This is a genomic window from Sphingobium sp. KCTC 72723, assembly GCF_014280435.1.
Lineage (GTDB): Bacteria > Pseudomonadota > Alphaproteobacteria > Sphingomonadales > Sphingomonadaceae > Sphingobium.
Map to the genome: position 1 here is coordinate 1,794,784 of NZ_CP060388.1, position 14,648 is coordinate 1,809,431.

Below are 14,648 nucleotides of genomic sequence, written 5' to 3' on the forward strand. Positions count from 1 at the left end.
TTGCGTGGACGCGAGGGTGCGAATCACCCCTGCCCCATGTGCGCTGCGACTGAATTTCCGCTGGGATGCGAGAAAACACGACGAACAGACGACAGGCAGGACACGCATGGCGACCAAAGCTTACCCCACGATCAGCAACACCGGCGCGAAGAAGCGCATCCGCAAGGTGTTCGGCGACATCCACGAAGTGGTGCAGATGCCGAACCTGATCGAAGTTCAGCGCGAGAGCTATGAACAGTTCCTCCGTTCCGACCCGTCGATCGGCTATGTTTCCGGCCTGGAAAAGACGCTGCGCAGCGTGTTCCCGATCCGCGATTTCGCTGGCACCGCCGAAATGGACTTCGTCCAATATGTGCTGGAAGACCCGAAATACGATACCGAGGAATGCCGCCAGCGGGGCATCACCTATGCCGCGCCGATGCGCGTTACATTGCGCCTGATCGTGTTCGAAGTGGACCAGGACACCGAAACCCGTTCGGTTCTGGATATCAAGGAGCAGGACGTCTACATGGGCGACATGCCCCTGATGACGGGCAACGGCACCTTCATCGTCAACGGCACCGAGCGCGTCATCGTCAGCCAGATGCACCGTTCGCCGGGCGTCCTGTTCGACCATGACCGGGGCAAGACCCATTCGTCGGGCAAATATCTGTTCGCCGCGCGCGTCATTCCCTATCGCGGTTCGTGGCTCGACTTCGAATTCGACGCCAAGGACATCGTCAACGTCCGTATCGACCGCAAGCGCAAGCTGCCGGTCACGGCGCTGCTCTATGCGCTGGGCCTGACCGCCGAAGAAATTCTGAGCGAGTTCTACAACAAGGTCGTGTTCGTCCGTGGCGAAGGCGGCTGGGTCATTCCCTATCTCGCCGAAGCATGGCGTAACCTGAAGCCGGCTTTCGACATCGTCGACGCTGCGTCGGGCGAAGTCGTGTTCGCCGCCGGTCACAAGATCAGCCCCCGCGCCGCCAACAAGGCGGAAAAGGATGGCCTCAAAACCCTGCTGATCCCGACCGAGGAAGTCTATGGCCGCTACAGCGCCTATGACCTGGTCAACGACAGCACCGGCGAAATCTACATCGAAGCAGGCGACGAAGTGTCGCCGGAAAATCTGGAAAAGCTGGACAAGGCGGGCATCGACCGTCTCGAACTGCTCGACATCGACCATGTCGGCACCGGCCCCTGGATCCGCAACACGTTGAAGGCCGACAAGGCCGAGGAACGCGACCAGGCACTGAGCGATATCTATCGCGTCATGCGCCCCGGCGAGCCGCCAACGAAGGAAACGGCGGAATCTCTGTTTGCGGGCCTGTTCTTCGATCCAGAACGCTACGACCTGTCTGCGGTCGGCCGCGTGAAGCTGAACATGCGCCTCGACCTGGACGCCGAAGATACGGTCACCACCCTGCGCGTCGAGGACATCCTCGCCGTGGTCAAGGAACTGGTGAACCTGAAGGACGGCAAGGGCGAAATCGACGATATCGATAACCTGGGCAACCGTCGCGTCCGTTCGGTCGGCGAGTTGCTGGAAAACCAGTATCGCGTCGGGCTGCTGCGCATGGAGCGCGCCGTCAAGGAGCGTATGTCGAGCGTCGACGTATCGACCGTGATGCCCAACGACCTGATCAACGCCAAGCCCGCCGTGGCCGCCGTGCGTGAATTCTTCGGCTCCTCGCAGCTGTCGCAGTTCATGGATCAGACCAACCCGCTGTCGGAAGTCACCCACAAGCGCCGCGTGTCGGCGCTTGGTCCGGGCGGTCTGACGCGCGAACGGGCTGGCTTTGAAGTCCGCGACGTTCACCCGACCCATTATGGCCGTATCTGCCCGATCGAAACGCCAGAAGGCCCGAACATCGGCCTGATCAACTCGCTGGCCACGTTCAGCCGGGTGAACAAATATGGCTTCATCGAAACGCCCTACCGCAAGGTCATCGACCATAAGGTGACGGACGAGGTCGTCTATCTTTCCGCCATGGAAGAAGCCAAGCACACGATCGCGCAGGCCAACGCCGAAGTGAATGCCGACGGCCATTTCGTCGAGGATCTGATTTCCTCGCGTGAAGCCGGCGAATTCCTGATGGCGCCGCGTGACCACATCACTTTGATGGACGTCAGCCCCAAGCAGCTCGTTTCGGTTGCCGCATCGCTCATTCCATTCCTGGAAAATGATGACGCCAACCGCGCGCTGATGGGATCGAACATGCAGCGCCAGGCGGTGCCGCTGGTTCAGGCCGAAGCACCGTTCGTCGGCACCGGCATGGAAGGCACGGTCGCCCGTGACTCCGGCGCAGCTGTCGCGTCCAAGCGCGCGGGCATCGTCGATCAGGTCGATGCGACCCGTATCGTCATCCGCGCGACCGGGGACATCGAACCCGGCCAGTCGGGCGTCGACATCTACACGCTCCAGAAGTTCCAGCGTTCCAACCAGGACACCTGCATCAACCAGCGTCCGCTGGTGAAGGTCGGCGACCTGATCGAAGCTGGCGACGTGATTGCCGATGGTCCTTCGACCGAGTTTGGTGAACTGGCGCTGGGTCGCAATACCCTCGTCGCGTTCATGCCCTGGAACGGCTATAATTATGAGGATAGTATCCTCATTTCCGAACGCATCGTGAAGGATGACGTCTTTACCTCGATCCATATCGAGGAATTTGAAGTCATGGCCCGCGATACCAAGCTGGGGCCGGAAGACATCACCCGCGATATTCCCAATGTCGGTGAAGAAGCGCTGCGCAACCTCGACGAGGCGGGCATCGTGTATATCGGCGCGGAAGTGGAGCCGGGCGACATCCTGTGCGGCAAGATCACCCCCAAGGGTGAATCGCCAATGACGCCGGAAGAAAAGCTGCTCCGCGCGATCTTCGGTGAAAAGGCGTCCGACGTGCGTGACACGTCGCTGCGCCTGCCGCCGGGCGTTGCCGGGACCGTCGTTGAAGTGCGCGTGTTCAACCGCCACGGCATCGACAAGGACGAGCGCGCCATGGCGATCGAGCGGGAGGAAATCGACCGTCTCGCCAAGGATCGCGAGGACGAACGCGGCATTCTGAACCGTGCGACCTTCAACCGTCTGGCTGAAATGCTGACGGGCCAGACCGCGACTGCCGCGCCCAAGGGCGTGCGCAAGGGCGTGGAAATCGACGAAGCCCTGCTGGGTGAAGTCGAGCGCCATGAATGGTGGAAGTTCGCCGTCGCCGACGATCAGCGCCAGGCCGGTATCGAAGCCGTCAAGGCGCAGTATGACGAAGCGGTCAAGGTGATCGTCGACAAGTTCGAGGATCGCGTCGACAAGCTGCAACGCGGCGACGAGCTGCCGCCGGGCGTGCTGAAGATGGTCAAGGTGTTCGTGGCGGTGAAGCGCAAGCTGCAACCGGGCGACAAGATGGCCGGTCGTCACGGTAACAAGGGTGTGATTTCGCGCATCCTGCCGATCGAGGACATGCCGTTCCTGGAAGATGGCACCCATGTCGACATCGTGCTGAACCCGTTGGGCGTGCCGTCGCGCATGAACGTGGGTCAGATTTTCGAGACGCATCTGGGCTGGGCCGCGCGCGGCCTGGGCGAACAGTTGAAGCACGCTCTGGAAGACTGGCGTGAAGCCAATCCCAACCCTGCGCCGGGCGACATGCCCGATGCGGTCAAGGAACGGCTGCTGACATCCTATGGCCCGCGCTATGCGGACCAGATCGAAGGCCGCACGCCGGAACAGATCATCGATCTGGCCGAACATCTCCAGCGGGGCATCCCGATGGCGACGCCGGTGTTCGACGGTGCGCGTGAAGCCGATGTGTCGGCCATGCTGTCGCTGGCGGGGCTTGCCACGTCGGGTCAGTCGGACCTGTATGACGGCCGCACCGGCGATCGGTTCGACCGTAAGGTCACGGTCGGCATCATCTACATGTTGAAGCTGCATCACCTTGTCGACGACAAGATCCATGCCCGTTCGATCGGTCCCTACTCGCTCGTCACGCAGCAGCCGCTGGGTGGTAAGGCGCAGTTTGGTGGCCAGCGCTTCGGGGAAATGGAGGTCTGGGCGCTCCAGGCCTATGGCGCAGCCTACACCTTGCAGGAAATGCTGACGGTGAAGTCCGATGACGTGGTCGGTCGTACCAAAGTGTATGAAGCGATCGTCAAGGGTGACGACACGTTCGAAGCAGGCATCCCCGAAAGCTTCAACGTGCTGGTCAAGGAAATGCGCTCGCTCGGCCTGAACGTCGAACTCGCTTCGCTGGACGAAATTCCAGAGGAAGACGGCGGCTTCGCGGCTGCGGCGGAATAAGGGACTGGCGGGCGCTGCCTTGCAGCGGCGCCCCCTCCCCCCTTGTTCGCCCCAAGAATTTTGCCCTCATGAGGGAATGCAATAATGAATGAACTGACCAACTTCGCCAATCCGGTCGCCAAGACCGAAACATTCGACCAGATCCAGATCGGCCTTGCCTCGCCAGAGCGCATCCGGTCCTGGTCGTTCGGCGAGATCAAGAAGCCCGAAACCATCAACTATCGCACGTTCAAGCCGGAACGTGACGGCCTGTTCTGCGCGCGCATCTTTGGTCCGATCAAGGATTATGAATGCCTGTGCGGCAAGTATAAGCGGATGAAATACAAGGGCATCGTCTGCGAAAAATGCGGTGTCGAAGTCACGGTGAGCAAGGTGCGCCGCGAGCGCATGGGCCATATCGAACTGGCCGCACCGGTCGCGCATATCTGGTTCCTGAAATCGCTGCCTTCGCGCATCGGCCTGCTGCTCGACATGCAGTTGAAGCAGCTGGAGCGCGTGCTGTATTTCGAAAGCTATATCGTCATCGAGCCGGGCCTGACCCCGCTGGAGAAGTATCAGCTTCTCAATGAAGACGAACTGCTCGACGCGCAGGACGAATATGGCGAGGACGCTTTTTCCGCCGGGATCGGTGCCGAAGCGGTCAAGCAGATGCTGATGGATCTCGACCTTGAGGGCGAGAAGCTGATCCTGCTTGAGGAACTGGCGACGACCAAGTCGGAGCTGAAGCCCAAGAAGATCATCAAGCGTTTGAAGGTCGTGGAATCGTTCATCGATTCGGGCAACCGCCCCGAATGGATGATCCTGGACGTCGTGCCGGTCATCCCGCCAGAACTGCGCCCGCTGGTGCCGCTGGACGGTGGTCGTTTCGCGACGTCGGATCTGAACGATCTGTATCGCCGCGTCATCAACCGTAACAACCGTTTGAAGCGGCTGATGGAACTGCGCGCGCCGGACATCATCGTCCGCAACGAAAAGCGCATGTTGCAGGAAGCCGTCGACGCCCTGTTCGACAATGGTCGTCGTGGCCGCGTCATCACCGGCGCGAACAAGCGTCCATTGAAGTCGCTGTCCGACATGCTCAAGGGCAAGCAGGGCCGCTTCCGCCAGAACTTGCTCGGCAAGCGCGTCGATTATTCGGGTCGTTCGGTCATCGTGACCGGGCCGGAACTGAAGCTGCACCAGTGCGGCTTGCCCAAGAAGATGGCGCTCGAACTGTTCAAGCCGTTCATTTACGCCCGTCTGGATGCCAAGGGTCTGTCCATGACCCTGAAGCAGGCGAAGAAGTGGGTCGAGAAGGAACGCAAGGAAGTCTGGGACATTCTGGACGAAGTGATCCGCGAGCATCCGGTCATGTTGAACCGCGCGCCCACGCTTCACCGTCTGGGCATCCAGGCGTTCGAACCCGTGCTGATCGAGGGCAAGGCGATCCAGCTTCACCCGCTAGTCTGCTCGGCCTTCAACGCCGACTTCGATGGCGATCAGATGGCCGTTCACGTTCCGCTGAGCCTTGAGGCCCAGCTGGAAGCGCGCGTGCTGATGATGTCGACCAACAACATCCTGTCGCCCGCGAACGGCAAGCCGATCATCGTGCCGTCGCAGGACATGGTGCTGGGCATCTATTATCTGTCGATGGAACGCGAAGGCGAGCCGGGCGAAGGCATGTTGCTGAGCGACATGCAGGAAGTGCATCAGGCGCTGTTCACCAAGTCGGTGACGCTGCACACCAAGGTCATCAGCCGGGTGCCGCAGACCGACGAGGCGGGCAACAGCTACCTCAAGCGTTACGAAACCACGCCGGGTCGCATGTTGCTGGGCGAATGCCTGCCGCACAACCACAAGGTGCCTTTCGACGTCGTCAACCGCCTGCTGACCAAGAAGGACGTGGGCGACGTGATCGACGAAGTCTATCGTCACACTGGCCAGAAGGACACCGTTCTGTTCGCCGACGCGATCATGAGCCTTGGCTTCCGTCATGCTTTCCAGGCGGGCATTTCGTTCGGCAAGGACGACATGGTCATCCCCGACAGCAAGGTGACGCTGGTCGATGAAACCAAGGCGCTGGTGGCCGATTATGAGCAGCAATATCAGGACGGCCTGATCACCCAGCAGGAAAAATACAATAAGGTGATCGACGCCTGGTCGGGTTGCGGCGATCGTGTCGCCAACGCGATGATGGACGAGATTCGCGCCCAGCCCAGGGACGAAAAGACCGGCCGTCTGGCGCAGATCAACTCGATCTACATGATGGCGCATTCGGGTGCGCGTGGTAGCCAGGCGCAGATGAAGCAGCTGGCGGGTATGCGCGGTCTGATGGCCAAGCCTTCGGGCGAGATCATCGAAACGCCGATCATCTCGAACTTCAAGGAAGGCCTGACTGTCCTTGAATATTTCAACTCCACCCACGGCGCCCGCAAGGGTCTGGCCGATACCGCGCTCAAGACGGCAAATTCGGGTTATCTGACCCGCCGTCTGGTCGACGTGTCGCAGGATTGCACGATCGTCGAGGAAGATTGCGGCACTGACCGCGCGCTGGAAATGAAGGCCATCGTCCAGGGCGGTTCGACCATCGCTTCGCTGGGCGAACGCATCCTGGGCCGCACCACGGCGCAGGACATTGTCGATACCAAGGATGGCAGCATCGTCATTCCGATCGGCACGTTGCTGGACGAACCGATGATCGCCAAGATCGAGGCGATCGGCACGCAGGCCGTCAAGATCCGCAGCCCGCTGATCTGCGAAAGCAAGATGGGCGTGTGCGGTAAGTGCTACGGCCGCGATCTGGCCCGTGGTACGCCAGTGAACATCGGTGAAGCGGTCGGCGTCATTGCGGCGCAGTCGATCGGTGAGCCTGGCACGCAGCTGACGATGCGGACATTCCACATCGGCGGCGCGGCGCAGCTGAACGAAACGTCCAGCCTGGAGGCGATTGCCGACGGCACGCTGGAACTGCGTGACATGCCGACCATCACGGACAGCCGTGGTCGTCGCCTGTCGCTCGCCCGCAATGGCGAGCTGGCGATCATCGACAGCGAAGGCCGCGAACGTGCGGTCCATCGTCTGCCTTATGGTGCAACCGTGCTGTTTGCCGATGGTGCGCCCGTCAAGCAGGGCGACCGGATTGCCGAATGGGATCCGTTCACCATGCCGGTGATCACGGAACGTCCGGGTATCGTTAAATATGTCGACCTGATCGACAGCAAGACGCTGGCCGAACAGACCGACGAAGCGACGGGCATTTCCCAGCGTGTCGTGACCGAACATCGTGGCGCATCGCGCACCAAGGAGGATCTGCGTCCGCGCCTGACCCTGCTGGACGATGGTTCGGGCGAAGCGGCCCGCTATATGCTGGCCGTGGGTGCGATGCTGTCGGTCGAGGATGGTCAGCAGGTGCAGGCCGGTGACGTTCTGGCCCGTGTCAGCCGCGAAGCCGCCAAGACCCGCGACATCACGGGCGGTCTGCCGCGCGTGGCCGAGCTGTTCGAAGCACGCAAGCCCAAGGACAACGCCATCATCGCCAAGGTGTCCGGCCGCGTCCAGTTCCTCAAGGACTATAAGGCCAAGCGCAAGATCGCGATCAACCCTGAAGACGGCGGCGAGCCGGTCGAATATCTGATCCCCAAGAGCAAGGTGATCGACGTTCAGGAAGGCGATTTCGTCAAGCGCGGCGATAATCTGATCGGTGGTTCGCCTGATCCGCACGACATTCTGGAAGTGCTGGGTATCGAGCCGCTGGCCGAATATCTGGTCGCGGAAATTCAGGAAGTCTATCGCTTGCAGGGCGTGAAGATCAACGACAAGCACATCGAAACGATCGTTCGTCAGATGCTGCAAAAGGTCGAGATCATCGAGTCCGGCGACACCACCTTGCTGGTGGGCGAGCAGGTCGACCGTGAGGAAATGGACGAGATCAACGCCAAGCTGGCGCCGGGCTTCGCGCCTGCCGCCGGTAAGCCTGTCCTGCTGGGCATCACCAAGGCCTCGCTCCAGACGCGCTCGTTCATCTCGGCCGCTTCTTTCCAGGAAACCACGCGCGTCCTCACGGAAGCGGCGGTTCAGGGCAAGAAGGACACGCTGGTCGGTCTGAAGGAAAATGTCATCGTCGGGCGTTTGATCCCGGCAGGCACGGGCGCGGGCATGAACCGTCTGCGCGTGGCCGCTTCGTCGCGCGACGCGGCGCTGCGGGCAGCGATGCGGGCAACGGCGCAGGTCGATCTGATCGCACCAAAGTCGGCTGCTGCCGAACATGCCGCAGAGCTGCGTCAGGGACCGGAAGCCGCGATCGGCGACGATCCGCTGGCCGCCGTGCAGGGTGAGGATTTCACCACGCAGGATCTGGACTGAACCCTATGAAAGCCTGTGCGCGGCACCCCGTCGGGGACCGCGCGCAGGCTTATCGCTCCTGTTCAAGGAGCGACGTAAAAACCCGCCAGACGCCCATTGCGTCCCGGCGGGTTTTTCTTTTGGGGTGACGCGATCTGCCAAAAACCAGCTTGACCCTCATCAAAACCCAGCCTATTGGCGGCTTCCCAAGCGGTTGACCCGCCAGGATTGATGCCCGATCCTCTAATGGTAAGAGAGCGGACTCTGACTCCGTCAATCAAGGTTCGAGTCCTTGTCGGGCATCCACATTTTTCCGCGCAATGAGTGCTTGTTCAACGCCATCCCATGTGCTTTAGCAGGCGCGCGGCGGTAATCTGCCACTTGCCTGTCCGGCATATCCGTCAGTTGGCCGGTGCAGCCTGATTATTGGCGACAGCGCTGTTAGTCGTGTTGACATCGTCAGCGCCGGATTGGCTGGTTATCCAAAAGCCACCAGCAATCACCAGCGCCAGGGCGACGATGACCAGCGGCAGGCTGATGCCCAATATGTTGCGGTTGACCTTGGTGGGGGAACCCGACCGCGCTTCTTCGCGCGAGACGTGGATTTCCGGTTCGCCTTGATTGTCCTGCTTATACATTTCCGCACTCCTTCATGGGTTTAACATGAAGGGCGGGTCTTAGGTTCCGCTAACCCAATCCGGCAGGCAAGCGGGTCAGGGCCGCATGGCATTCACGCATCGTCATGCGGGAAATGTTCTTCCATGCGGCGCTGGGCGTCGGCCATTTCTATCTCGCCGATCAGCAGGGCCGCGTCGCCGGCGGTGAAGCCGCTGGCCTGGTCGATGATAGCATCCTGGCTAAAACGACCGATAAAGGTCTGGAAACGATCAAGAGCCACTCGAACATCGTTAGTCATGCCTGCCTGTCCCATAATGAGCGTAGGGACAGAGCATATAGGGCGCGCACGGTTTTGCCAGTCTGTAGCAGACTCTAGCGCATCATAGCCTGCGCCAGTGCTTCGGCGACCTTGATGCCGTCGATCGCGGCGGACAGGATGCCGCCAGCATAGCCTGCCCCCTCCCCCGCCGGATAGAGGCCAGTGACGGAGAGGCTCTGGAAATCCTTGCCGCGGGTGATGCGGATGGGGGACGATGTGCGGGTTTCCACGCCGGTCATGACCGCGTCGGGATGATCATAACGGTCGATCTGGCGGCCGAACACGGGTAGCGCTTCGTGGATCGCCTCTATCACGAAATCGGGTAAGCAGGCCGACAGGTCGGTGGGGGTGACGCCCGGCTTGTAGGAGGGGACGACTTCGCCCAGCGTCGTGGAGGCGCGGCGGGCGAGGAAATCGCCGACCGTCTGCCCCGGCGCCCAGTAGGAGGAACCGCCCGCGAGATAGGCCTGCGATTCCCAATGGCGCTGAAAATCGATGCCCGCGAGCGGTCCGTCAGGATAGTCGCGGGCCGGGTCGATGCCGACGACGAGCCCGGAATTGGCGTTAAATTCGGCGCGGCTATATTGGCTCATGCCATTGGTGACGACGCGCCCTTCTTCCGAGGTTGCGGCGACGACGCGGCCGCCCGGACACATGCAAAAGCTGTAGACGGTGCGGCCATTGACGCAATGATGGGCCAGCGTATAGGCGGCTGCGCCAAGGTCCGGGTGACCCGCGCATGTGCCGTAACGGGCCTTGTCCACCCAGCTTTGCGGATGTTCGATGCGCACGCCGATGGAAAAGGGCTTGGCTTCGATATGGACGCCCCGGCCATGGAGCATTTCGAAGGTCGGCCGGGCGCTGTGGCCGACGGCCAGGACGACATGGTCGCTTTCGATAACGGAGCCGTCCTGCAACACCACGCCGCGCAGCGCCTGCGTGCCGTCGCCCTGCCATTCCAGCACCAGATCATCGACGCGATGCTGCCAGCGATATTCGCCGCCCAGCGCCTCGATCTGACGACGCATGGATTCGACCATGGTGACGAGGCGGAAGGTGCCGATATGGGGGTGCGCTTCCCACAATATATCGTCGGGCGCTCCGGCGGCGACAAATTCCTCCAGCACTTTGCGGCCCAGAAAACGGGGGTCTTTCACCCGGCAATAAAGTTTGCCGTCGGAGAAGGTGCCTGCCCCGCCTTCGCCGAACTGGACGTTGGAATCGGGGTTAAGCTCGGCGCGACGCCATAGCCCCCAGGTGTCCTTGGTGCGTTCACGCACGGCTTTGCCCCGGTCGAGGATTATGGGGCGGAAGCCCATTTGCGCGAGGATAAGGCCCGCGAACAGGCCGCATGGTCCCGCGCCGATGACGATCGGGCGCTTGCCGCTCCAGCCGTCAGGCGCATGGGTGACGAAGCGGTAGGCCGTGTCGGGGGTCGGGCGGACATCCTTGTCACCGGCGAAGCGGGCAAGGACAGCGGGTTCGTCGGCAACATCGACGTCGAACGTATAGACCAGCAGGATCGCGCTGCGGCGGCGGGCGTCATTGCCGCGCCGCACCAGGCTGTGGCTGCGCAGGTCATCGGGCGCGATGCCAAGGCGGGCGCAGATGGCGGCTGCTATCGCCTTGGCAGGATGGTCGAGGGGCAGGGTAAGGCCGGAAAGGCGGATCATGCAGCGCCCATAGTCGCTCTGCCCCCCAAACGGAAGCACCGTCAGGCGGGACGAAGCCGCGCGAGCATCCATTCCCCCGCCAGCGCGGCGAGCATCGACAGGCCAGTGAGCGGAAACAATAGGCCAAGGCCGATCATCAATGCCGCGACGATCCGCCGGGCGCGCGGGGTCGATGGTGGCAGCGGGGCGAGGCGCCCGTCCCTGCGCCGTTTCCACCACAGCAGCGGCGCGGTGAGGCACAGGGCCAGCAGGCAGATGCAGCCCGCCAGCATCAGCAGCCGGTTGACCTCCCCATATTGCTGGCCCTGATGGGTGGCGATGCCCCATTCCACCGCGCGCGCGCCGGGACCGAACATGCGCCAGTCGATGTCCTGCACCACCGCGCCGCTGGACGCGTCGATCATGATGGCGCGGGCATCGTCGGCGCGGGTGACGAGCGTGGCGACCAGATAGGGTGCGCCCGACGCGGCGGGCAGGATGAGTTGATAGCCATTCCTGATGCCCCGTTCCGCCGCGATGCGGGCGACGGCATCGACGCCGATGTCTCCCGGCGCGCGCGATGCCGGTCCCCGTGCTGCGCCGCCTTCGCGCAGGGTCCAGGGCAAAGCATCCTGCGCCGGGGCGGGCATGGGGATGGTCGCCATTTTCGGGCGGCCCCACTGGTTCGCCGCGACGACGGCGCGCAGGCCGCCGCCCCAGACATCGGTCCATGGCATACCCGTAACGGCCAGGAACAGGATGACGCCCGCCGACAGGAAGCCCAGCGTGCCGTGCAGGTCGCGCCAGAACAGGCGGCCCGTCGCTTTGCCCCGGATCGCCAGCGCGGGGCTGCCGCGCCGGGGCCAGCGGAGGTAGACGCCGGTGACGCACAGGATGATCGCCCAGCCCGCTACCACCTCCACCAGCCGGTTGCCGATCGCGCCGGTCAGGGCGAGGCTGTGCAGGTCTTTGACGATCGTCATCACGCCGCCGCCCTGCATCGTGCCGAGCAGGCGTGCGTCTTTGGCGTCAACGAAGTGGACGATGGGTGCGCCATTTCTCGGCTTGGTCGTGACGCGCCAGCTTTCCTGCGCGGAGGCGGGATGGAGCAATTGGATCGCGTGCTGGCCGCTGGCGCGTTCGACCGCTGCGATCAGGCGCGAAGGGGCGAGCGGCGCGCCCGGCGTGGAGGTGACATGCACCGGATAGAGCATCGCTTCCACCTCCGGCTTATAGAGGTAGAGCGCGCCGGTGATCGCCATCAGCGCCAGCACCGGCAGGACGATCAGCCCGGCATAGAAATGCCAGCGCCAGATCGCCCGATAGAAAGCCGTGTCGGCCATGGTCCGTCCCCCGTTCATCAAAAGCGCGCCCGCACGCCGCCATAGATGGCGCGGCGTTCGACCGGATAGAAAGCGGCGCTGCCTTCGTCCGCTGCCGTTGCCACAGTGTCGGGCGTGTAGCGGACCAGCGCGCTGATGTCGCCGATCGCGCGCTTGGCGGTCAGGTTGCGCGCGTCCAGGAACAGGGTGAGGCCATCGCGCAATTGCGCCTGTGCGCCAAGGTTGAGCAGCGCATAGTCGCCCACCCGCTTTGTGTTGGCATAATCGACCCATGCCCCCTGCGGCAGCCATTCGATGGCGGGCGCGATGCTGAGCCGGTCGGTGCCGAGGCGCAGTTCCGCGCGGTAGAAGTGACGCGGCACCACGGGCAGGCGGTTGTCGCCGAACTGGATGTCATTGCGGAACCGGAAATCGCTAAATTGATAGACCTGCCGCAGGGTGGCCCATGGAGTGAGGGTCAGGTCGAGGCCCGCCTCCACCCCCTGATGCCGAGTCTTGTCCGCGTTGAAGGTGGCGGCGGGGATGACGCCCGCCAGCACGCTATATTGCAGCATTTCGCCGTCTATGTCGGCGCGGTAGAGGCTGATGTCCCAGCGGGCGATGCCGGCGTGGCCGCGTGTGCCGATTTCGGCGGTCCATGCCCGTTGCGGGCGGACGGGGGTGAAACCGGGCGCGCCGCCCGTCGGCGTCTGGCTGAGTTCGCTGAAGCCCGGCAATTCTACCGAGCGGCTGTAATTGGCGTAGAATTGGATCGCGTCGGTGGGCTGGTAGAGCAGGCCGAATTTGGGGGCGAAGGCGTCGAAGCTGTCTTTGCCGCTGCGCGCCGGGGCGAAGCGGTTGTCGATGCGGCGTTCGCCATGGGTGTGGATGCCGCCCGCGATCAGCCACAGGCCGGGCAAGGGCGCGATGCGGGCTTCGCCATAGCTGTTGATCGTTTGTGCGGTGGGAATCTGGTACGCGGTCGGCGCGCCCGGATTGCCGCCGATATTGACGAATTGCCGTGACGCGCCGCTGCCAAAGCGGGCCTGACTGCCCAGCGTCAGTTCGACCGGCAGTCCGTAGAGATCGCTCGCCAGATCAAGGCTGGCGAACCCGCCCCAGACCTGCGCCTTCTGGTCGATCAGCTGAAAAATCGGATGGTCGAGCGCTTTGGCAGCGTAGAACAGGCCGAAGCTGGCCTGCCCGGTGCCAAGGTCGATCGTGGTGCGATTTTGCAGGCGGATCGAATCGATATTGCGGGCCTGACCGCCTGCGAAATTACCCTTGGCCGGGTTATTGCGCACGTCGCGCTCGCTCAGCGCCCCGGCGAGTTTCTGGCGGATCGACTGGGCGCTGGCAGTGAAGCGGGTTTCGATGCGGTCGGTGATGCGGATACCGACATTGCCGTTGAAGCGCAGGGATTTGCGGTTGCCATGGGCGCGTTCGCTGTCGGACTGGTCGGCGGTGATCGCGACGAAGACGTCGCCGCCCGCATCGGCATGGCCATAGGCTGCCTTGGCGCGCAGCGTATCGAAGCTGCCGCCGTCGAGGCGCAGGTCGATGCCCGGCGCGCTGCGCCCGGTGGGCGTTACGGCGTTGATCGCGCCGCCCAGCGTGGAGCCGCCATAGCGCAGCGCGTTGGCCCCGCGATAGACTTCGATATGTTGGAAAACCTGCGGGTCGAGTTCCTGAAAATCGCCATTATCGTCGGCCATGTTGATGGGGACGCCATCCTGCAACAGGGTCAGCCCGCGCATATGGAAGCCGCGCGACAGGCCGGATCCGCGAATGGAAATCCGCACTTCCTGCCCGAAGCGCGGCTGGGTGTAGACGCCGGGCGAAAAGGCCAGCGCATCGCGCAGCGAGACGGTGAGGCGGTTTTCGAAATCGGTGGCGGGGATGAGGCTGACACCGCCGGGGGTGCGCTGGACGCGGGCGGTGGCTTCATCCGCCAAGGCGGTGGCGGTGACGATGATGCGGTTCTGGTCGGGGGGGTCGTCCGCGAGGGCGGGGATGGGCGACAGGGCAAGGGCGCACAGCGACAGGCTGCGCATGGTCTGGATGGGACGCATGATGGATTTAACCTACTGATATATTTTGATTTTGTGATGTTCCCCGATTGGTGAGTGCTATCGCGTGTGAAA

Annotated in this window: 7 protein-coding genes and 1 tRNA gene; 3 read left to right on the forward strand and 5 right to left on the reverse strand. The window is 62.9% G+C overall.

Features of this window, described 5'->3' with window-relative positions; translation table 11 throughout:
• The first annotated feature begins 106 nt into the window (after nt 1–106).
• From rpoB to SPBM01_RS08920, 3 genes are all read left to right on the forward strand, one after another.
• Nucleotides 107–4,273, forward strand: a complete 4,167-nt coding sequence (rpoB, locus tag SPBM01_RS08910) for a DNA-directed RNA polymerase subunit beta (RefSeq protein ID WP_188065156.1) — start codon at nt 107–109, stop codon at nt 4,271–4,273.
• A gap of 84 nt (nt 4,274–4,357) precedes the next feature.
• Nucleotides 4,358–8,614, forward strand: coding sequence for a DNA-directed RNA polymerase subunit beta' (gene rpoC / locus SPBM01_RS08915; RefSeq protein WP_188065157.1), 4,257 nt, complete (start codon nt 4,358–4,360; stop codon nt 8,612–8,614).
• 211 nt (nt 8,615–8,825) lie between these two features.
• Nucleotides 8,826–8,899: transfer RNA gene (locus tag SPBM01_RS08920), tRNA-Gln, on the forward strand.
• A 95-nt stretch (nt 8,900–8,994) separates the two neighbouring features.
• Here SPBM01_RS08920 and SPBM01_RS08925 read toward each other — a convergent pair.
• The 5 genes from SPBM01_RS08925 to SPBM01_RS08945 all read right to left on the reverse strand — a co-directional run bounded on the left by SPBM01_RS08925 (nt 8,995) and on the right by SPBM01_RS08945 (nt 14,576).
• The gene (locus SPBM01_RS08925) at nt 8,995–9,231 is read right to left on the reverse strand and encodes a hypothetical protein (RefSeq protein ID WP_188065158.1); all 237 of its coding nucleotides are present in this window, start codon (nt 9,229–9,231) and stop codon (nt 8,995–8,997) included.
• A 92-nt stretch (nt 9,232–9,323) separates the two neighbouring features.
• On the reverse strand, nt 9,324–9,509 hold the full coding sequence (locus tag SPBM01_RS08930) for a hypothetical protein (protein ID WP_188065159.1): 186 nt from the start codon (nt 9,507–9,509) through the stop codon (nt 9,324–9,326).
• A gap of 74 nt (nt 9,510–9,583) precedes the next feature.
• Complete coding sequence (locus SPBM01_RS08935; protein WP_188065160.1) at nt 9,584–11,203, reverse strand: NAD(P)/FAD-dependent oxidoreductase; 1,620 nt, start codon at nt 11,201–11,203, stop codon at nt 9,584–9,586.
• 41 nt (nt 11,204–11,244) lie between these two features.
• Complete coding sequence (locus tag SPBM01_RS08940) at nt 11,245–12,525, reverse strand: PepSY-associated TM helix domain-containing protein (RefSeq protein WP_188065161.1); 1,281 nt, start codon at nt 12,523–12,525, stop codon at nt 11,245–11,247.
• 17 nt (nt 12,526–12,542) lie between these two features.
• Entirely contained in the window at nt 12,543–14,576 is a 2,034-nt protein-coding gene (locus SPBM01_RS08945; RefSeq protein WP_188065162.1) for a TonB-dependent receptor family protein, read from the reverse strand.
• Nucleotides 14,577–14,648 lie beyond the last annotated feature (72 nt).